Below are 21,113 nucleotides of genomic sequence, written 5' to 3' on the forward strand. Positions count from 1 at the left end.
TATAGTCATGGCATGACCTCACCTGTTCTGATCATCGGCGGAGGCATCGCCGGTCCCGTGACCGCGATGGCGCTCCGCGAAGCAGGAATCGACTCGACCGTCTACGAGGCCTACGACCAGGCCGCCGATGGTGTCGGCGCGTTCCTCGGCCTGGCACCCAACGGATTGCACGCGCTGCGCGTGCTCGGCCTGGACGAGCTGGTGCGCTCCGCCGGGTTCGACAGCCCTGGCCTGCGGCTCACCCTCAGCGGTGGTCGAACGCTGCTGGAGACGTCGTTCACCGGCACCCGCGCGGACGCGCTGCCGCCGATTACGATCAAGCGCGCCGACCTCTACGCGACCCTGCGCGACGAGGCCGTCCGCCGCGGGATCGACCTCGTCTACGGCAAACGCCTGGTCGACGCGGTGTCGAGCGGCACCGGCGTCGTCGCGCGGTTCGCCGACGGCACGACCGCCGAGGGCGACCTGCTCATCGGCGCCGACGGCCTGCAGTCGCGGGTCCGACAGCTCATCGACCCGACCTCGCCCGCACCCCGCTACGTGCCGTTCCTCAACACCGGCGGCTTCGCCGAGGGCGTGCGCGTGGACGTGCCCGTCGGGTTGACCCAGATGATGTTCGGCAGGCGCGCGTTCTTCGGCTACACCCCCGCGCCCGACGGCTCGGTCTGGTGGTTCGCCAACCCCGCGCAGCGCCAGGAACTCTCCCGCGCCGAACTGGACGCGATCACCTCCGAGCAGTGGCGCGCCCGGCTGTTGGACCTGTTCGACGGCGACGACCCGGTGGCGTCGGAGCTGATCAGGGCCACCCCGGTGATCCCGCCGTGCTGGGCGACCTACGACTTCCCCTCGGCGCCGCGCTGGCACCGCGACCGAATGCTGATCATCGGCGACGCCGCGCACGCGACCTCACCGTCGTCCGGCCAGGGCGCGTCGATGGCCTTGGAGGACGCCGTGGAGTTGGCCCGCTGCCTGCGTGACCTCCCCGACCACACCCGCGCTTTCACCGCCTACGAGGGTTTCCGGCGCGAACGGGTCGAGCGGATCGTGGCCACGGGCAAGCGCAACGGGTCGCAGAAGGGGCTCGGCCGGATCGGCCGGATGCTGCTGCCGGTGATCTTCAAGGTGTTGCCCAAGCCGGACCTGAACTGGATGTACGACTACCGCTCGCCGTGGGACACCCGAGTCACAGTCTGAATCCGCGCGGGCCAGGTAGTCTGCCGGAAGAGCACGTCTGGGGGCGTGCCGCTTCCTAATACTTGGGGTGTAGATGAAGCGCGTTGTTTCCCTTTCTGTCCTCGCGATAGTCGCTCCGTTATTGGTCACCATTCCGGGCGCGAACGCCGCGCAGCCCACCCGGGCGCCGAAGCTGCCGTCGATCCAGACGGCCGACCTGCCCGCGAGTCCCCCGGTCAAGGCGAAGGCCGCGACCTTGGCCGCGAAGTCCGGCAAGACCACGGCGCCAGGTGTGCGTGAGGTGGCGCCGGACGGCGGGTTCTCGATGGTGGGGCTCAAGTGGAGCGGCGCGGCTCCCGAGGTGATGGAGGTGCGCTGGCGCACGGACGGCACCTGGAGCGATTGGCAGGAGAACGAGCCCGCCGAGGGCGGACGCGACGGCAAGCCGGTCGTCACCACAGAGCCGATCTGGACCGGGCGGGCCGATCGGGTGCAGGTGCGGGCCACCCGCGCGGGCGCGGACGCGACCGACGCGCTGACAGTGGTGGCCGTCGACCCGGGCGAGTCGCCGAACGACTCGCTCATCGCGAGCGTCAACGCCGTCCCGGACAGGCCGACCCTGGTCACCCGCGCGCAGTGGGGCGCGGATGAGTCCATCATGAACTGGACGCCGGAGTACGTCGACGACATCAAGGGCGTCACGATCCACCACACCGCGCAGACCAACAACTACACCTGCGCCGATTCCGCGGCGATGGTCCGCTCGGTCTACCAGTTCCACACCGTCGCCCAGGGCTACGGCGACATCGGCTACAACGTGCTCGTCGACAAGTGCGGCATCTTCTTCGAAGGCCGCTCGGGCGGCCAGCGCTACCCGGTGGTCGCAGGGCATGCGTACGGCTTCAACCGGCACACCTTCGGCATCTCGATCATCGGCGACCACACGACCACCCCGCCCACGGATGTCACGCTGGAATCGGTCGCGACCATGGCGGCGTGGAAAATGGGCAACGGCTACATCGACCCTGCGGGCACGATCACGCTGACCAGCGGCGCGGGCACGGACAAGGCCAAGTACCCGATCGGCAAGCAGGCGACCCTGCCAAAGATCTTCGGCCACCGGGATGTCGTCTTCACCGAATGCCCCGGCACCACGGCGTACAACAAGCTCGACACCATCCGAGCTCGGGTCACCGCGCTGATGGGTGACTGGCAGGCCAGCCCGATCCACCAGAAGTGGCAGGCACTGGGCACGACCTCCATCGGCCCGGTCTACGGCGTCGAGCAGTCGGAGGCGGGCGGCGGGCGGTCCACCGAGTTCAAGCAAGGCGTGTCGACCATCGCCTACCGCTCCGACGTGGGCGCCCACCTGGTGAGCGGCGCGATCAACGCCAAGTTCCGGGAACTGGGCGGATTCGCCAAACTCGGCTACCCGACGAACGACGAGTCAGGCACCACCGACGGCCAGGGCCGCTTCAACCATTTCACCGGCAACGCGTCGATCTACTACACACCGACGACCGGCGCACACGCGGTGCTCGGCCCGATCCGCGACACCTGGAACTCCCTGGGCGCGGAAAAGTCGTTCCTCGGCTACCCCACCACCGACGAGGAAACCATCGACGGCGGGCGACGGGCCAACTTCCAGGGCGGCACCGTCCTCATCAGCAACAGCACCGGCAAGATCACGATCTACCGCAAGTACACCGGCACCACAGCGGTCCGCCGCTGAGGTTCGCTTGACACGAAACTGCCCGACCGGCCATCCGGTCGGGCAGTTTCATTGAAAGAAGAATCCACATACGCAACGGACCCAGCGAAAGCGCCGGTCGGGTGGTTCGACTTTATCTGGGGGGAGAAGGACCTAAACTTGCGCTGCGCGGGGCAGTTTCTTCACCCTGCCCGCTTTACCCGCGCAGGTCCTTCTCCGGGGTCCCCAGATCAAGTCGAACCACCCGACCGGCACCACACCCCAAAGCCCGCCCCACGACGCCTACGTCCGGGAACGGATAGCCGATCCAATATCCCCAACCCGATCAGCGAGCAGCCCCACAGCCCCCACCGCCCGACTCATCGGATCAGTACCGTCCCCACCCAACGCCTTCTCCCGCAGATAAGCCGCCTTGACCACAGCCCACCGCTCACCCTGCGAAGCCGACAACCTGCCCCGCAACTCAGCGAGCTTGAGCAGATTGGCCTCAGCGCCAGAAGTGAGAGTCTGAGCTTCACCCTGATAGTGGTCATCAATGACCGCTTCCAGCTCAGCATCATTCATCACCGGCACAATGCGCTCCGCGAGCTTGTTCATGTTCCGATACGACCCCTGCAACCCAAACGGCGGCTCAGTCCGCGAGGAATCAGCCTGAGCAGCAGACTCGATATAAGCCTGGTTGTTCGCCAACACCACTTCCTGCACCCGCAAAAGCTTGCGCAGCACCGAAAGGATCTGTTCGACCTCGACCGCCGAGTAGGGATGCGAAAGCTGGTCGGACCGAACCGAGTCGTCCCCGCGAGCCATCCGAACAAACAGGCCGATGTCCGCCCGTTCCCGAGTGGACAGTGGAGCCAGAACCGGGTTCGACGTGAGCGAGTTCTCCACGTAGCTCAGCGCGAACAGTTCCTCCCGGCCGGACAACACGTCACCCAGGTTCCACACGTCAGCCCGGTTGGCGAGCATGTCCGGGACGCGGAAGCGCTTGCCGGACTCGGTGTACGGGTTGCCCGCCATGCACACGGCGAACCGCTTGCCACGCATGTCGTACGTGCGGGTGCGGCCATCCCAGACGCCTTCCATCCGCCGCTGCGCGTCGCACAGGGAGATGAACTTCTGCAGCAGCTCCGGGTTGGTGTGCTGGATGTCGTCGAGGTAGAGCAGGACGTTGTTGCCCATCTCCAACCCGAAGTTGATCTTCTCGATCTCCTGCCGGGCGGTCGCGTTGGGGGCGTCCGCCGGGTCGATCGACGTCACCTCGTGACCCAGCGCCGGGCCATTGACCTTGACGAACACCAAACCGAGACGGTTCGCGACGTACTCCATCAGCGTCGTCTTGCCGTAGCCGGGCGGCGAGATCAGGAGCAGCAGGCCCATCTGATCGGTGCGCTTGGCGTCACCCGCCGCACCCAGCTGCTTGGCCAGGTTGTCGCCGATGAGCGGCAGGTAGACCTCGTCGAGCAGCCGGTTGCGGACGAACGCGCTCATGACCTTCGGCTGGAACTCCGTGAGCCGCAGCCGAGACTTCTCCGCCGTGACCAAGGACTCGCGCTTGCGCTGGTAGGCGCGGAAAGCGGGCACCTGCTCCACCCGGAACCGCTTGGTGCGGGCCAGGAACTCATCGAGCCGCAGGTCGAGCGCGCGGTCGGCGATCCGCGGATGCGCCCCGAGCAGACCCTCGACCCGCTCGGTGAGAGCGGCGGACGAGTCGTGCCGCGGCAGGTCCGCGCACAGCTCGATCGCGACCGCTTCCGGCAAGTCCACATCGGACAGATCGGTGGTCGCCTGGAACGCGCCGAGCCAGGCGAGGACGAGTTGGTGCCGGGTGCCGAGATCGTCGCCCAGCGAACGGATGTCCTCGTCGAACTGCTGCCCACAGGCGGCACGGAAGCGGTCGACGAGCGTGCGGGCGGCGGCACTGGTCACGAATCCCAGCGGCGCGCTCGCCAACTCCTCGAACAGGTACTCGCCGACATCCTCGACCGGCAGACCGGCTCCGGCCAGGAACTCCGACGCCGCACCGGAAAGCTCCGCGCTCAGGGCGGCGATGGCGGGTGGCGGCCCGAAGGCCGATCGGACCCGGGCCAGCGAGCCCGCGCGAATCGTCCACTGGTTCCGGGTCGCCTCATCGGTGCCATAAGCCCAGAACAGCTGGGCGGCCGCGCGGACGGCGGGCGAATAGCGCAGCAGACCGGCACCCGCGTGCAGGCGCAGCAGCACGTCGAGGATCTGCGTGGCGTCGTGGTCGTGCACGCCACGTTCGTAGCCCTCGTCGTAGCGGCTCTCGGCGACCTTGCGCACCTCGGCCAGCAAACTCTCCGACTCGCGCAGCGCGACCGCGTCGCCCGAGTCCAAGATGGACGCAGCGAGATGCTCGGCCCGGTAGACCGCAGGCGACTCGGACACCAGCAGCTGTGACCAGAAGACGCTGGTGTGCTGGAAGTCCTGGTCGCGGACCGGCGAGCGGTAGTCGGTCCCGGTGACCGCGAACGCCATCTCGTCGCCATGCGGGACGAGCGTCAGGTCGAGCGGCTGGGTGTTGACGGCGAAGGCGTGTTTGCCGAAGCGCAGCGTGTCGCCGCCGTCGCTGAACAGGTCGAGGCGGTCGCGCAGCGAGCGGCCCGCGTCCTGCCGGGCGGCCTTCACCCGGCCCGCCAGTTCCTCGGCCCGGACCTGGTCACCGAGTTCGCGCAGGTCCGCGGTCACCGAGCGGAGCTTGGCGACCATCGGGTCGGAGGCGAAGTAGGTGTTGACCTCGTCGATCGAGGCCAGGCTCGCCACCCGGCGGGTGACACTGGCCAGCACCCGCTCGGCCGACTCGACAAGCCGGTCGGCCCGGCGGGCGCGGTCGTCGAGCAGGGCCTGCTTGCGCGAGGAGAACGCCTCGTAGACGTCTGTCCGCTTCTTGCTGAGCTCGGTGAGAAAGTCGTCGAACTCGCCGAAGCGCGACTCCAGGTTCTCCACCTGGAGCATCAGTCGGCCGAGTTGCTCGTCGCAGCGCTCCGGGGTGTCCGCGACCGCCAGCGCTCCCGTAATGGCCTGCCCGAGCAGGGCGAACTCGGCGGCGAACTCCGCGCGGCCCTCAGTAGCCAGGAGTTCCTTGCGGCGCGCGGTGAGGGTGGCGCGGGCCCGGTTGACCCCCGCGAGGACTTCGCCGATCCGTTCCAGGATGGACGTGCGCGCGGTGGCGTCGGCGATGTCGAGCGAGCCGACGACCTCGGTGACGACCTCCAGCCCCTCGGACTGCTCGCTGAGCCGCTCGCTGATCGGCGCCGCCTCGGCGACCGTGGCGATCGACTCGGCGTCGGCGACCAGCTTGGCGACCTGCTCGTGGTAGCCGGTGAACGCGTCGGCGCCCTGCAGGAAGCCGACGGCGCGCTGGCCCGCCGAGGTCTGCTCCTCGGCCACCATCGCGTCCAGCGAGTCCACAGTAGACAAGTCGACATATCGCTGTTCGCGCAGGGTGATGAGCCTGCCCTGGGCGCGGCGCAGCTCGGCGAGCTGGGAAACCCAGGCGGCGGCCGACTTCGGCGCCTCGCCGCGCACGGTCCGCACCAGCGTGGTGATCTGGGCCGAGGTCTCGGCCAGCACGTCGGCGGCCTGCTTGGTCAGCGCGGTGACCGTTTCGAACTCGTCGAGCACCTGCTCGGCGGTGGCCCGCACCTCGGTCAGCGGCTCGCGCAGGTCGCCGAGGTCGAGCCAGTGGTAGATGTCGAACGCCCGGGAGCAGGACGCGATCAGCGACTCGAAGACGGCGGCGGACGGAGCCATGTCGTCGACCATGTGCGCCACCGACAGGCAGTCGGAGATCCCGCGCACCAGCTCCGGGTTGCCGACCCGCTCCAGCGGCCCGGTCCCGACCGGCTGCGCGGCCGCGTAGGTGTCCGACAGGTACGGCGTCTGCCAGACCTGCATGGGATGCACGCGGGTCGGCTCCTCGGAGACGGCCCGGAACACCACCAGGGTGCCGTCGTCGAAGAGCGAATACCCGTGGCAGACCAGCGGGTTCGCCACTTCCTTGCGGATCAGGTTGTACGGCAGCAGAAGCGAGCGGCCGTCGCCGCGGGCGTGGAAGACGAACAGCACGTCCTCGCCGTTGGGCGAGCGGATGACCCGCTCGTACTCCAGGTCGGTGACGTCGGTGTCGAACGTCTTGTGGACGCCGGTCGCGAGGTAGTAGCCGCCGGGGAAGATCAGGCCCTGGTCCTCCGGCAGCCGCCTGCACGCCTGGCCGATGCCGTCGAGCCGCACCACGGACTTGGTGTGGGTGTTGAAGACCAGGTGCCGCCAGGCGGTCTCGTTGTACGGCCGGACGCGGAGGAGGATCAGCGGCCCCACCTCGGCGTAGTGCACGTCGGCGTCGGCGAGGCTCTGCAACGGCTCCGCGACCGACTCGGCGTAGATGCCTTCGCCGGTCTCGGTGTTGTTCTCGATCTTGAGCGTGAGGTCGCCGTGGATCGTCTCGACGAACACCTTGTCCAGGATGGAGATGTGCGGGAACCGGCCGAGCACGTGGTTGTCGCGGGTCGTCTCGACCCACTCGAAGTCGTGCGACGGCGGGAAGACGTGGTCCCGTTCACCACGGTTGTCCTCATAGGACACCAGTCCGCTGGGAGTGATCTTCCACCGCAGGACCTTGATGTCCTCGGTGCGCGGACCGGTCTGGAACACCGCGAGCAGCTTGCCCTCGACCCGGCGCAGTTGCAGCAGCCGGGTCTCGCGGTAGTACCGGTACAGCTCGCCGAAGTCGCGGACGAACTGCTCGTCACGCAACAGCTCCGGCAGCTCCTCCGCGCCCGCCGCGTCGAACCGGAACGCCTCGCCGTCGCGCACGAAGCTGTGCAGGGAGAAGACGTCGTCGATCGTGGTCTCCGGCTTGAGGCCGATGAACACGTTGTAACCGAACAACATCTGCCCACCCACGGACACGATGTCCCTGGGCACACAGTTGTTCTCCGTGCGGATCCGGTCGTTGCCGACCAGCCGCAGCTCGGTCCCGCCGAACACCCGCAGGCGTTCGACGTTGAGCGCCTCGGCCCGGCGGGCCAGCTCGGCGGCTTGCTCGCCGAGCCGGGCCCGCAGCACCTCGTACGTGCCCGCGTCAAGCGCGGGGGCCTGCGTGGCCACCTCAGTCGTCGTCACCGCTGTCGGGTCAGCTCTGCGCGGCGGCCAGGGCGGCGACCGGCTGGTCGGCGATGCCGAGACGCTGCGCGTGGCCGAGCAGCTCCTGCAGCTTCGTCGAGTCGCCGCCACCGGTGTTGATCAGCTTGAGCAGCAGGGCCGACACGGTCAGGTTCTTGACGTCGTTGGTGCCGAACGACCCGAGGATGCCCTTGAGGTCGTCGGTGAAGCTCGCCGAACCGTTGAGCCACCCGCCGCCGAGCTGCTGCGCGACCGACGAGTGGTCGACGAACCCGTCGACGGCCTTGCCCATCGAGATCGCACCGACGATCTTGTCGAAGAACATGGTCTCGCCGCCGACGATGTCGATGTCGGCCTTCTCCAGGCCCGCGGCCAGCACCATGGCCTGCGCCTCGGCGACCTCGCGCTGCGCGTCGATGCCCTTGAGGCGGACCTCCTTGTCGGCTTCGAGCCGCAGGCGGTACTCCTCGTGCCCGCGGGTCGCGTCGTCCATCGCGGCCAGCGCGCCCGCCTTGTCGGACAGACCTTCGGCCTCGCCCTTGAGCTTCTCCTTGATGCCCTCGGCCTCGGCCATCGCCTTCTCGCGGTAGACCGCCGCCTCCGCGCGGCCGACCTTCTCGATCGCCGCCGCGTCGCGCTCACGGACCTGGACCTCGGCCAGCCCCTTCGCGGCCGCCTCGGCCTGAGCGCCCTCGGCGAGCCGGATCATCGCCCGGGTGTCGAGCTCCGCAGCCTGCTGGCGGGCCTCGGCGAGCACCAGTTCCTCGCGGGCCTTGTGCTTGGCCGACGCCTCGGACGCCTCAGCCGCCTTGATGTCCTTGACCAGGCTCTCCTGCGCCTCGGCCTCGGCGCCGATGATCAGCGCCTGGCGCTTGCGCTCGGCCTCCTCGACCATCCGCAGGCGCTTGATGTTCTCTTCCTGCTCGGCGACGGTCTTGTCGACGGCGATGCGCTCGCGCACGACCTCGGCGACCGCGCGCTTCTCGGCCTCGACCTCTTTGTTCTTGGAGATGGTGGAAAGCTCGGTCTCGCGCTCGCGGGCGATGACCTCCAGCATCCGGTCCTTCTCGATGCGCTCGGTCTCGATGGCGATGACCCGCTCGCGGTTCTTCTCCGCCACCGCGATCTCGCGGGCCTTGTTCTCGGTCTGGATGCCGAGCGCTTCCTCGGTGCGCAGGTGCGCGGTGTTGGCCTTGAGCCGCTCCTCGGCCTGGACCTTGGCGGTCTCGGCCTCTTCACGGGCGCGCATGGTGTCGACCTCGCGACGCTGCTTGATCTCCGCGTCCGCCTGCCTGCGCTCGAGTTCCAGGATGGCCTCCCGCGCGTCGACGTTCTGGCGGGTGATCTCCTTCTCCTCGTTGCGCTGGAACTCGTTGGTGCGGATGTGCTCGATCGCGGTCAGCTCGGTGATCTTGCGGATGCCTTGCGCGTCAAGGATGTTGGCCGCGTCGAGCTGGGTCATCGGGGTCTGCTCCAGGTAGTCGATCGCCGCGTCCTCAAGGCTGTAGCCGTTGAGGTCGGTGCCGATGACCCGGATGATCTGGTCGCGGAAGTGGTCGCGCTGGGTGTAGAGGTCGACGAAGTCGAGCTGCTTGCCGACGGTCTTGAGCGCCTCGGAGAACTTGGCGTTGAACAGCGCCTGCAGGGTGTGCTCGTCGCTGGCCCGCTGGGTGCCGATCGCCTGGGCGACCTTGATGACGTCCTCGACGGTCTTGTTGACCCGCACGAAGAACGTGATCCGGATGTCGGCGCGGATGTTGTCGTGGCAGATCAGGCCGTCCTTGCCCGCACGGTTGATCTCGATGGTCTTCACCGAGATGTCCATGAGCTCGGCCTTGTGCAGCACCGGGAGCACGACCGCGCCGGTGAACGTGACGTCCACCTTCTTGACCTTGGACACGATCAGCGCCTTGCCCTGCTCCACCTTCCGGAACAGCCTGCTGACCAGGAACAGCATGATGATGATGACGAGCAGGATCACGCCGAGCAGGATGCCCAGACCGGTGGAGATCAGGTCCATTCTTGGTGCCCCTCAGTAAAGGTCAGATCAGGAAAGTGGAACGTCGACGGCGGAGATCCAGAAGAACTCGCCGGTCGGGTCGTAGTCGTAGATGAACGCGGTGTCGCCGGTGCCCAGCACGGGCCCGCCCGCGCGGCGGACCTGGATGATCGCCGAGGAGCCGTCGTCGGCGGTGACCTCGGCCTGGCCGAAGGTCTCGTCGACGACGCCGGTGCGCACCACGCACGGCCTGCCGACGAAGTCGATCCGGGAGGCGACGACCTCGTCGCCGAACATCCGGCGCAGCGGGACGACGACGATCCGGGTCACGAGCAGCGCGATGAGCAGCGCGGCGAGCAGCACGCCGATCAGGAGCGCGATCTTGAGCGGAGCGGCGAATCCGACATCGCCAAGCAGGACCGTGCCCACGAAGGCGACGAACCAGGCCACCACGATCACCAGGGTGAACGCGATGCTGGCGGGCACACCCCCGAGGCCGAACCCGTCGGCGACGCCGCCATCCAAACTGTCCGCCGCGTCCACTTCGGACGCACCCAGCGCGACGAAGAGCCAATAAAGGATCACGACGAGCAAGAGGAAAGTGAACAACACGACGGGGAAACGGAGAGTCGTCGCGACGAACTCACCCATTTACCGCCCCCATCACCGAGTTGTCGAGGCCGACCCTAGCGGTCTTCCCCTGTGTAGTTCGCGTTTCCGCGAGACAATGTGACGCGGTGGAGACCACCGAAGTTCCACCCGTCCACAGCGGACCGCAGATTAGTGTTACCGGAAGTAACTGTTACTTGCTATCATGGCTTCGAACAGCCGCGAGAGAGGCAAGGACCATGACGCTGGCACACGCCGACACACCGCCCGCCGGGGGCGCGCCTGTCCTGCAGATCCTTATCGCGCTGGGCATGTTCGCGGCGGTGTTCATCCCGCTGACGATCTTCGCCGTGCGCGAGGTGCGCGGCCGCAAGACCGCGCTGGGCGGACTGGCCGATTTCGCCGCCCGGATCACCGGACTGCCCCGCTGGGCGCCGCTGCCGATGGCCGTGGCGTTCGCCTCCGGCATGTCGGCGCTGATCGGCGTGTACTGGGACGTGCCGATCCACATGGAACTCGGCCGCGACGAAGGCCCGCTGGCAAACCCCTCGCACTACCCGATCTACTTCGGACTCGTCGGCATCTTCGCCTCCGGCATCATCAGCGCCGCACTGTCCGTGCGCGACATGCCGCCCGGCGGCCTGAAGATCGGGCCGAACCTGCGCATCCCGCGCGGCAGCGTGCTGATGATGGCCACCGGCTCCGTCGGCCTGATGGGCTTCCCCCTCGACGACCTGTGGCACCGGCTCTTCGGCCAGGACGTCACCGAGTGGGGTCCCACGCACGTGCTGATGATCTGCGGCGGCATCATCGTGGTGATCGGCATCCAGCTCCTGCTCGCCGAGGCTCGGCGGGTCACCGGGGACACCAAGGTCACCCGCTGGCTCGGCGTGATCACGGCGGGCGCGTGGCTGATGGGCACCTCGGCGATGCTGATGGAGTTCGACCTCGGCGTGCCGCAGTTCCCGATGCTCGCCCATGTCGGGCTGGTCGCGCTGACCACCACGTGGCCGATGGTCGTCGCCCGGGCGAGCTTCGGCCCCGGCGGCGCGCTGATCACGGTCGGGGTGCTGATCGTCTCGCGGCTGGTGTTCGTGGCCATCCCGTTTGCCCAGGACTTCCACGTCGCGGTACTGCTGCCGTGCATCGCCGAGGCGATCGTCATCGAGATCGTCGCGCTGTTCCTGCGCCCCGGCTACGCGTTCGGCGCGGTGTCCGGCCTCGCGGTCGGCACCCTGGGCATGCTCGCCGAGACCGGCCTGAGCCAGTGGATCATGCCCGACCCGTGGCCGACGTCGATGCTGCTCGACACGATGATCGTCGGCGTGATCGCCGGTGTCTCCGGTGGCCTCATCGGCGCGTGGCAGCACCAGCGGATCACCGAGATCGCCCAACCGCACACGGTTGTCCGGCCGCAGGGCTTCCGCCGCAGGCACGCCCTGGGTCTCGTCGGCGCGCTCGGCGCGACGGCGGTGCTCGGTTTCGTCGTGCCGCCGCAGGACCCGGACCCGGGCTGGACGGCGGAAGTCCAACTCACCGAGTCCCCCACCGGCCTGCACGTCGAGCGGCCGGACGGCGCCCCGGAGCGCTGGGTCAACGCCACCATCAAGATCACGCCCGCGGAGATCACCAAGGACGCGGTGTGGCTCAACGGGTTCTCCTGGCAGGGCGGCGGCTTCAACAGCGCGCCCCTGGTCCCGCTGGGCGACGGCGTCTACCGGACCAGCGAGCCGCTGCCGGTGTTCGGCAACTGGAAGTCCGGCATCCGGCTGCACACCAGCGACCGCGTGCTGACCCTGGCGCCGGTCTACGCCCCGGCCGACCCGGCGGCGAACGCCCCGGCGATCGCCGCCGTCGACGGGCCGCACCCGTTCGTCAAGGAGATCGACTTCCTGCAGCGGGAGCGCAAGTCCGACACCCCGCCCGTGCTGTGGTCGATCGCCTACCTGTTCGTCGGCGGCATCTTCGCCCTCGCCTGGGCCCTGTTCGCCTGGCTCTACGCCTCGGCGGCGCAGCCCGTGCGGGAACGGACCAAGGCTGTCGCGTAGCTCCCCTTCGTCCGCCCGAAAGGTCATCGACTCTCGGTGACCGGCGGTCGACGCTGTGAGACGGCACCCATGTCGGCCCACAGGGAGCACTCGATGTCCGCACCGATCGAACAGCTCGACCCCGAAGTCCAGGAACAGCTCAGAGCCCACTTGGAGATCTCCGACAACTCGGAGCTACCCGGGCCGGGGGAGAACTACGAAGAGATCCTCACCTTCTTCGGCGAGCAGTACGAGGCGCTGAAACAGGAGGTCGAGGTCGTCAAGACCCGCATCGCCTATCTGCTCGAGTCCCTGCCGCAGTACATCGACCAGGCGGGAGGCTCGCGATGAACCCCACCTCGTACCTCGACACGCTCCCCACGGAGTTGCAGCAGCAGATCGTCAACCAGCTCGACGCCGATTCCGTGGCCACGCTGGCCATGCAGGTCTCGGCGATGCGTATGCGTGAGGTGGCCCTCACGCGCCTGCAGGCGATGCAGGGCGGGTTGCAGGCGCTCAACGACGCCATGGACCGCGAGTTGCAGCAGATCTGGGAGGACGGTTACTGACGCCCCCGGGTCACGGGATCGCGCGCTCCAAGGCGTCGAGCAGGGGCGCGACCCGATACGGGATCTGTTCGGTCATCGCGACGGCTGTCGTGCTGCGGATGACGCCGCGGCACGCCAGCACCGCGTTGATCACCTCGTGCAGGTGCCTGGTGTTGCGGGCGGCGACGCGGACCAGCAGGTCGCCGTCGCCCGCGATGCCATGCGCCTCCAACACGAACGGCACGACGGCGAGGTCCTCGATCGCCGACCCGAGCCTGCCCTGTGCGACCTGCACCGTCAGAAACGCGGTGACCTCGACGCCCAGTTCCGTGTAGTCCACCGAGCGACCGCGCATGCCGACAACGCCCTGGCGTTCGAGCCGGGCGACACGCGCGTGCGCGGTGTTGCGCGCGATGCCCAACCGCTCGGCCAGCTCGGTGATGCCGATGCGCGGACTCGCGACCAGCTCGCGGATGACCCGCAGGTCAAGCCGGTTCAGCATGCCCATGCTGCGCAACCTCCTCACTGGACACGAACCAGATTTGAGCATTTCGCTCAAATTCCACCTCACAGTCTTGCACTACGCTCACCGTGGGCCGTCTCCTTGCCCGCGACGCGCAGGCGAATGAGAGGTGTCGACGACCATGACGGAGCTGTTCGAGGGGTACCGCCCCGCTGACGTCGTGCGCCGGACCTCAGGTCTGGGCGCCATGACCGGGGTCCAGGCCCTCGGCAAGCTGCTTGTCGACCAGCACCGCGCCGACCAGGCCAGGGGCTGGAAGACCGCGGGCCTGGTCTCCGGGTACCGGGGGTCACCGCTCGCGGGGCTCGACCAGGTGCTCGACCGCAACGCCGACCTGCTCGCCGAGCACGACATCAAGTTCATCCCCGGCGTCAACGAGGAGCTGGGCGCGACCGTCGTCTACGGCTCCCAGCTCGCCCCGCAGCTGCCCGATCCGCGCTTCGAGGGCGTCTTCGGCCTCTGGTACGGCAAGGCGCCCGGTGTGGACCGCTCCGTCGACGCGTTCAAGCACGGCACGTGGATGGGCACCACCCCGCGCGGCGGCGTGCTCGTCGTCGCCGGTGACGACCCGGCCAGCAAGTCCTCGTCGCTGCCGTCCAATTCCACGATGGCGCTGGCCGAGTCGCTGATGCCGGTGCTGGCGCCGGTCGACGTCGCCGACGTGCTGCGGCTGGGCCGCTTCGGCTTCGAGATGTCGCGGTTCAGCGGCGCGTGGACCGGGTTCACCGTGGTCACCAACATCGGCGACGCCTACGAGATCGTCGACCTGGGCGCGACGCCGGAGATCGTGGTCCCCGAGTTCGAGTGGGACGGGCGGCCGTGGCGGCCCACCCACAAGCCCGGTGTCGGCATCCCCGAGGCGCTGGCGATGGAGCGCGAGGTGCTCGACGGCAGGCTCGCCGCCGCCGTCGCGTTCGGCGCGGCCAACGGCCTGGACCGCATCGAGGGCGCGGTGTCCGACGCCCGGATCGGCCTGGTCGCCTCCGGCCACAACTACGCCTCCCTGCGCGACGCGCTGCAGCGACTCGGCCTTACCGAGGACGCGCTTCGCGCGCGCGGGATCCGGGTCCTGCGCCTGGGCATGGTCCACCCGCTCGACCGGGACCTGCTGTTCCGCTTCGCCGACGGCCTCGACGAGTTGGTCGTCATCGAGGACAAGCGCCCGTTCATCGAGACGCTGATCAAGGAAGCGCTGTTCGACAAGGCCGTCCGGCCGCGCGTCTACGGCAAGCAGGGACCTGAGGGCAAGACGCTCATCCCCGTGCACGGTGCGCTGGAGGCCGACCGGATCCTGGTCGCGCTCGGCCGCTTCCTGGCCGAGCGGGTCGGCCGCGAGCACGTCGACCTTCGGCACCCGGCGTTCAAGCCGCGGCTGCCCGCGCTGACGCTCACGCCGATCAACCGCACCCCGTTCTTCTGCTCCGGCTGCCCGCACAACCGCTCCACCGAGACCCCCGACGGCTCGCTCGCGGGCGCGGGCATCGGCTGCCACGCGATGACCACGTTCATGGACCGCAGCGTCGGCTTCACGCAGATGGGCGGCGAGGGCGTGAGCTGGGTGGGCGCGGCGCCGTTCACCGGCACCACGCACCTGTTCCAGAACCTCGGCGACGGCACGTTCTTCCACTCCGGCAGCCTCGCCGTGCGCCAGGCCGTCGCGGCGAACACCAACATCACCTTCAAGCTGCTCTACAACGCCGCGGTCGCGATGACCGGCGGCCAGCACGCCGACGGGTCGGTCGACCCGGCCGCGGTGACCCGGATGCTGCACGCCGAGGGCGTCGTCAAGACCGTCGTGGTCTCCGACGAGCCGCGCAAGTACCCGCGCTCGACCAAGTGGGCGCCGGGCGTCCGCGTGCGTCACCGCGACGACCTGGACAAGGTCCAGCGCGAGCTGCGCGAGACTGAGGGCGTCACGGTGATCCTCTACGACCAGGAGTGCGCCGCGGAGAAGCGCCGCAAGCGCAAGCGCGGGCTGGCGCCGGACCCGGCCAAGCGGGTCATGATCAACGAGTCGGTGTGCGAGGGCTGCGGCGACTGTGGACAGAAGTCCAACTGCCTGAGCGTCGAGCCGACCGACACCGAGTTCGGCCGCAAGACCCAGATCGACCAGACCTCGTGCAACAAGGACTACTCCTGCCTGCTCGGCGACTGCCCGTCGTTCCTGACGGTCATCCCCGGCACCGGCAAGAAGCGCCTGGTCCGCGACGAGCTGCCCGCCGACCTGCCCGAGCCGGATTCGCGGCCGACCTCGGCGAACCTGGTGATGGTCGGCATCGGCGGCACCGGTGTCGTCACGACCAACCAGGTGCTCGCCACCGCCGCGCTGATCAGCGGGCTGGACGCGCGGGCGCTGGACCAGACCGGGCTGAGCCAGAAGGCGGGCGCGGTGGTCTCCCACCTGCGCATCACGCCGGAGCCGACGTCGCTACCCGGGCTGGTGCCCGCGGGGACCGCCACCGGCTACCTCGCCTTCGACGCGCTGGCCGCGACCACCGACGTCAACCTCTCGCGGTGCTCCGACCGCACGATCGCGGTCGTGTCCACTTCGGAGGTTCCGACCGGGAAGATGGTCGTCGACCCGGCGGCGTCCTACCCGGGGCGTGAGGACCTGCTCGGCAAGATCTCCGGTCGGACCAAGTCGGTGCACGCCTTCGACGCGCTCGACCTGGCGGAACGGCTCTTCGGCAGCACGGCGGCGGCCAACTTCCTCGTCGTCGGCGCGGCCTACCAGGCCGGGCTGCTGCCGCTGACCGCGTCGGCCATCGAGCGGGCCATCGAGCTCAACGGCGTCGGCGTGGCCACGACCATCCAGGCGTTCCGCGCCGGCCGCAAGGTCGTGCAGGACCCGACCTGGATCAGCTCGACGAAGCCCGCCGCGGCCCCGGTGGAAGGCACCGAACTGGAGCGCCTGCTGGCGATCCGGGTGCCGGAGCTGACCGCGTACCAGAACGCCGACTACGCGCGCCGGTACACCGACGTCGTGTCCACTGTGGAAGCGGCGGAGCGTGCGCTGGGGCTGCCCGGCACGCCGCTCACCGAGGCGGTCGCGCGGAACCTGTTCAAGCTGATGGCGTACAAGGACGAGTACGAGGTCGCCCGGCTGCACCTCGACCCGGAGCTGCGCGCGTCGGTCGAGGAGAAGTTCGGCGCGGGCGCCACCATCGGCTACCAGCTGCACCCGCCGATGCTGCGGGCCATGGGGATGAAGCGGAAGCTCACGCTCAAGCGGACGGCCGGTCCGGCGTTCAAGGTGCTGCGGGCTCTTCGCGGACTTCGCGGCACCGCTTTCGACCCGTTCGGCCACGCCCACCTGCGCAAGGTGGAACGTGCGTTGATCAGCGAATACGTCGCGATGATCGAGCGGATCGCGGGCGAAATGACCACCGAGAGCCACGCCGTGGCCTGCGAATTGGCGGCGCTGCCGGATTCGGTGCGCGGCTACGAGGACATCAAGCTCGCGTCCATCAATCGTTATCAAGAGCGGATTCTTGGTCTACTGGATCGATTCGACCAGGCGAATCGTCCTCTGGAAAGGGTCTAGACCGGCGGTTAACTGGCAACTGTTAACGCTTTCGGAGCGTCATAACCCGACCTACGTTCCCTCTCGAATGGTGAAGGCAATGTTCACCCGAAGGTGCATGCCGTCACCGGTTGCGCATTCACGAGAGGACCTCTTGATGAAGAAGCGGTACACCGCCGCGCTCGCCACCCTGGGCCTGGCCATCGCCGGGTTCGCGGTTCCGACGCTGGCAGGAACGGCCCAGGCTGGTCAGGACGCGGCGATCGAGGCTGGCTACGACCAGTTCATCGTCACCTTCGCCGACTCGGCGACGTCCCGTGGCCTCGCCCACAAGGGTGTCACCCAGGTGCGCGAGCTCACCTCGGGCAGCGTCGTCGTCAAGCCCTCCCGCGGCCTCGGCCGCAACGGCACGGCCGCGCTGATGAACGACCTGCGCAAGCAGGCCGGTGTCGTGAGCGTCGAGCCCGACCTGATCATGACCGCCACCTCGGCGGACACCCGCTACAGCGAGCAGTGGGACCTCTTCGAGGCCACCGCGGGCATGAACGCCCCCGGCGCGTGGACCACCGCTGACGGCGCGGGCGTGACCGTCGCGGTCATCGACACCGGCATCGTGAAGCACTCGGACCTCGACGGCAACGTGCTGCCCGGCTACGACTTCATCAGCGACGCCACCAGCGCCCGCGACGGCAACGGCCGCGACGCGAACCCGAACGACGAGGGTGACTGGTACGCGGCGGGCGAGTGCGGCGGCGCCGCCAAGCCGAGCGACTCGAGCTGGCACGGCAGCCACGTCGCGGGCACCATCGCGGCGGTCTCGGGCAACAACAACGGCATCGCGGGCATCGCGGCGAAGTCCAAGATCGTCCCCGTCCGCGTCCTCGGCAAGTGCGGTGGCCGCACCTCCGACATCGCCGACGCCATCACCTGGGCGTCCGGCGGCAAGGTCCGCGGCGTGCCCGCCAACGCCAACCCGGCCAAGGTCCTGAACCTCAGCCTCGGCGGCAGCGGCACCTGTGCCCGCGCCTACCAGCGCGCCATCGACGGTGCGGTGTCCCGCGGCACGACCGTCGTCATCGCGGCGGGCAACTCGAACTCCAACGTCTCGGGCTTCACCCCGGCCAACTGCAACAACGTGGTGTCGGTGGCCGCCAGCGACCGCGAGGGCAACCGCGCGTTCTACTCGAACTACGGCGCCCTGATCGACGTCACCGCCCCCGGCGGCGAGGTCCGCAACGAGACTGACGCTCCCGGCACCCGCACCAAGCCCCAGGACGGCATCCTCTCGACGATCAACGCGGGCACCACCACGCAGACGACCGAGGACTACAAGACGTTCATGGGCACCAGCATGGCCGCCCCGCACGTCGCAGGCCTGGTCGCCCTGATGCTCGGCGAGAAGCCGCTGACGCCCGCCCAGGTCGAGGCAGCGCTGAAGGCCAACGTCCGCCCCCTCGCCGGCGTGTGCGCCGAGGGCTGCGGCTCCGGCCTGATCGACGCGACGAAGACCATCGCGAACATCTGAAACACCTGAGTTAGCCCCCGAAAGGGCGGCTGCCACCACGCCCGGTGGCAGCCGCCCTTTTCTTTGTCCCCCCTTCCCCCTGCCGCAGCCCAGTCCCACCTCATCGCCCCGGCGGCCCAGCAGGGGGAGGAGGAAGAGTCAGGGCAAAGCGAGCAGGGGCAAGCATGTGCGGCAAGCAAGGCACGGCACGCAAAGCAGGGCGTGGCAAGCAAGGCGGGCCGGCAAGGCAAGCAAGGCAAGGCTGGCAGGGCGGCAGGCCGGGCAGGCAGGCAGGCAAGTCGGGCAGGCAAGTCGGGCAGGCAAAGTCGGGCAGGCAAGTCGGGCAGGCAGGCAGGCAGGCAGGGCGGGCGGGCAAGCAGGGCGGGCAACGCGGGCAACGCGGGCAGGGCTGGCAACGCGGGCAGGGCTGGCAACGCGGGCAGGGCTGGCAGGCAAGCAAGGCAGAAGAACGATCAGCTACTCACCCCATAACCATTGCCGCCCAACTCAAAGCACCAGGTCGCGCCTGCCACCGCCAAGCGGAGAGAGACCCACCCCAACCACCCCACCGCCCCCACTAACTAAGCAGTTCCCCCACAGCACCCACCCCGGAAGAGATCACCTCAACGATGCCCTTAGTCCCTGCACTTCCCCCTGCACCCTCGTCCAGGCAATCGTTAGCTCTCGGGCGGCGGTGTCAAGGGTCAGCTCCGCTGATCGCGAAGCGACGGCCGTTTACGGCCGCCCTTGATACCGCCGCCCGAGAGTTAAACAATCAAAGCCGAGGGAGACCCCACCTGCCACGGACCCGGGAGCCAGAAGCCGGAACCCACGGAGCCAGAAGCCGGAGCCACGAAGCCGGAAGCCGCGGAGCCACGGAGAACTAACGAGACAACTCCATCACCCAGTTGATCTCCCAAGTCTCCCCGTCATCCACCGAGAACCCCTGCCGCCAAGTAGCCGAGTCAGGCGAGTGCACCGTCCACAAGTAGCTGACCTTCACCCGCCGCCCCTCAAACTCGTCCCACCCGTAGAACTCCCCCTCGCTATCGGACGCGAAGTTCCCGAACACCGGCGCCTGCAGCACTCCGTCCCGGCTGCTGATCCAGTAGATCGCCCAGTGCTCCCGCTCCACATCCCAAGTCCGCAACGTCAACCCAGCGGACCCCTTGGTGGGGAACGAAACCTCGTCGATGTTGCCCCCGAAGAACGGCCGACACGTCGACACCGCGGGGAACTCGTCCCACTTGTCGCTCCCGGTCAGCGGGTCGAGGAGCCGCCGGTTGACGACATTCCAACTGCCATGCAGAAAATCGAACCCCTTGGTCATGTCCCGGACGCTAGAGGGGTATCACTGACATCTTCTGTCAGTGGTACCTGCGAAACTTCCCCCATGCGCGCGAGCAGACTGGTGTCCCTCCTCCTGCTTCTGCAGACTCGCGGCAGGCTGACCGCCCAGGAACTCGCGACCGAACTCGAAGTCTCGATCCGCACCGTCTACCGCGACGTCGACGCCCTGCACGCCGCGGGCATTCCCCTCTACGGCAGCGCGGGCCCCGCGGGCGGATACCAACTCCTCGGCGGCTACCGCTCCAAGCTCACCGGACTCACCAGCGACGAAGCCGAGTCCCTGTTCCTCATGCCCGGGCCTGCCGCCGAGTTGGGGCTCGGCTCCGTGGTCGCCGCCGCGCAGCTCAAGATGGTCGCCGCCCTTCCCGAAGAACTGCGCGACCGGGCGGGGCGCATCTCCTCGCGGTTCCATCTGGACACCCCGGGCTGGTACGACTCCGACCAGACCCCGCACCTGGCCGCCGTCGCCGGCTCGGTGTGGAACCAGCGGGTGATCGACGTGCGCTACCGCCGCTGGAAGACCCCGCGCGAGGTGACCCGGACGTTGCGGCCGTACGGCGTCGTCCTGAAGGCGGGCCGCTGGTACCTGGTGGCTCACGGCTCGACCACGGTGTCGACGTACCGGGTCTCCGCGATCCTGGACCTCGAGGTGTCCACGGAAACGTTCGACCGCCCCGATTTCGACCTCGTCGCCTACTGGAAGTCCTACGTGGAGGAGTTCCTGTCCTGGCGCCTGCGCGGCACCGCGACCGTGGCACTGTCCCCGCGCGGGATGGAGCGGATGCCCGACATCCTGTCCACCGAGGCAGTGCGGGCGATCGAGGAGACCGGCGAACCCGGCGAGCGTCCACTATGGACTCGTGCGGTGATCCCGGTGGAATCCCCCAGCCACACTGTCAGCGACTTGTTGCGGATGGGCGCGGACATCGAGGTCATCGAGCCACCGGAACTCCGACAACTGTTCGCCGAGACGACCAGCGAACTGGCGCGCTTGTACGCATAGG

The 21,113-nt window shown here is 68.6% G+C and carries 13 protein-coding genes; 8 read left to right on the top strand and 5 right to left on the bottom strand.

Going from position 1 to position 21,113, the window contains the following annotated elements; all coding sequences use genetic code 11:
* Positions 1-12: 12 nt before the first annotated feature.
* Together C8E96_RS06535 and C8E96_RS06540 are read left to right on the top strand one after the other, a co-directional pair.
* Positions 13-1,194, top strand: a complete 1,182-nt coding sequence (locus tag C8E96_RS06535) for an FAD-dependent oxidoreductase (RefSeq protein WP_091376071.1) — start codon at positions 13-15, stop codon at positions 1,192-1,194.
* A gap of 121 nt (positions 1,195-1,315) precedes the next feature.
* Entirely contained in the window at positions 1,316-2,905 is a 1,590-nt protein-coding gene (locus tag C8E96_RS06540) for an N-acetylmuramoyl-L-alanine amidase (protein WP_166657897.1), read from the top strand.
* A 261-nt stretch (positions 2,906-3,166) separates the two neighbouring features.
* Here the strand turns inward: C8E96_RS06540 and C8E96_RS06545 are convergent, their stop codons facing one another.
* The 3 genes from C8E96_RS06545 to C8E96_RS06555 are packed head-to-tail and all read right to left on the bottom strand — an operon-like array spanning position 3,167 to position 10,676.
* Positions 3,167-8,026, bottom strand: a complete 4,860-nt coding sequence (locus tag C8E96_RS06545) for a DNA repair ATPase (RefSeq protein ID WP_091376079.1) — start codon at positions 8,024-8,026, stop codon at positions 3,167-3,169.
* Positions 8,027-8,036: 10 nt separating this feature from the next.
* Positions 8,037-10,046 carry a flotillin family protein gene (locus C8E96_RS06550; protein ID WP_091376082.1) on the bottom strand — a complete coding sequence of 670 codons (2,010 nt, stop codon included), beginning with the start codon at positions 10,044-10,046 and terminating at the stop codon, positions 8,037-8,039.
* A gap of 27 nt (positions 10,047-10,073) precedes the next feature.
* Positions 10,074-10,676 (bottom strand): hypothetical protein, encoded by a 603-nt coding sequence (locus C8E96_RS06555; RefSeq protein ID WP_091376085.1) that lies wholly within the window; start codon positions 10,674-10,676, stop codon positions 10,074-10,076.
* 197 nt (positions 10,677-10,873) lie between these two features.
* Here C8E96_RS06555 and C8E96_RS06560 point away from each other — a divergent pair, with 197 nt between their 5' ends.
* The 3 genes from C8E96_RS06560 to C8E96_RS06570 all read left to right on the top strand — a co-directional run bounded on the left by C8E96_RS06560 (position 10,874) and on the right by C8E96_RS06570 (position 13,230).
* On the top strand, positions 10,874-12,682 hold the full coding sequence (locus C8E96_RS06560) for a hypothetical protein (RefSeq protein WP_091376088.1): 1,809 nt from the start codon (positions 10,874-10,876) through the stop codon (positions 12,680-12,682).
* Between the two features lie 93 nt (positions 12,683-12,775).
* Complete coding sequence (locus C8E96_RS06565) at positions 12,776-13,012, top strand: hypothetical protein (RefSeq protein WP_133794215.1); 237 nt, start codon at positions 12,776-12,778, stop codon at positions 13,010-13,012.
* A complete protein-coding gene (locus C8E96_RS06570) occupies positions 13,009-13,230 on the top strand; it encodes a hypothetical protein (RefSeq protein WP_091376094.1) in 222 nt (73 codons plus the stop codon). Before C8E96_RS06565 ends, C8E96_RS06570 begins: the two co-directional genes overlap by 4 nt.
* Before the next feature lie 10 nt (positions 13,231-13,240).
* Here the strand turns inward: C8E96_RS06570 and C8E96_RS06575 are convergent, their stop codons facing one another.
* Positions 13,241-13,717, bottom strand: a complete 477-nt coding sequence (locus C8E96_RS06575; RefSeq protein WP_166657898.1) for an Lrp/AsnC family transcriptional regulator — start codon at positions 13,715-13,717, stop codon at positions 13,241-13,243.
* A gap of 136 nt (positions 13,718-13,853) precedes the next feature.
* Between C8E96_RS06575 and C8E96_RS06580 the strand changes: the two genes are divergently transcribed.
* On the top strand, positions 13,854-17,276 hold the full coding sequence (locus C8E96_RS06580) for an indolepyruvate ferredoxin oxidoreductase family protein (protein WP_091376100.1): 3,423 nt from the start codon (positions 13,854-13,856) through the stop codon (positions 17,274-17,276).
* A gap of 136 nt (positions 17,277-17,412) precedes the next feature.
* A complete protein-coding gene (locus C8E96_RS06585) occupies positions 17,413-18,780 on the top strand; it encodes a S8 family peptidase (RefSeq protein ID WP_091376105.1) in 1,368 nt (455 codons plus the stop codon).
* A gap of 862 nt (positions 18,781-19,642) precedes the next feature.
* Here the strand turns inward: C8E96_RS06585 and C8E96_RS06595 are convergent.
* A complete protein-coding gene (locus C8E96_RS06595; RefSeq protein WP_091376108.1) occupies positions 19,643-20,089 on the bottom strand; it encodes a hypothetical protein in 447 nt (148 codons plus the stop codon).
* 63 nt (positions 20,090-20,152) lie between these two features.
* Between C8E96_RS06595 and C8E96_RS06600 the strand changes: the two genes are divergently transcribed.
* The gene (locus C8E96_RS06600) at positions 20,153-21,112 is read left to right on the top strand and encodes a helix-turn-helix transcriptional regulator (RefSeq protein WP_091376110.1); all 960 of its coding nucleotides are present in this window, start codon (positions 20,153-20,155) and stop codon (positions 21,110-21,112) included.
* Position 21,113 lies beyond the last annotated feature (1 nt).

Source organism: Actinokineospora alba (genome assembly GCF_004362515.1).
Classification (GTDB): Bacteria; Actinomycetota; Actinomycetes; order Mycobacteriales; family Pseudonocardiaceae; genus Actinokineospora; species Actinokineospora alba.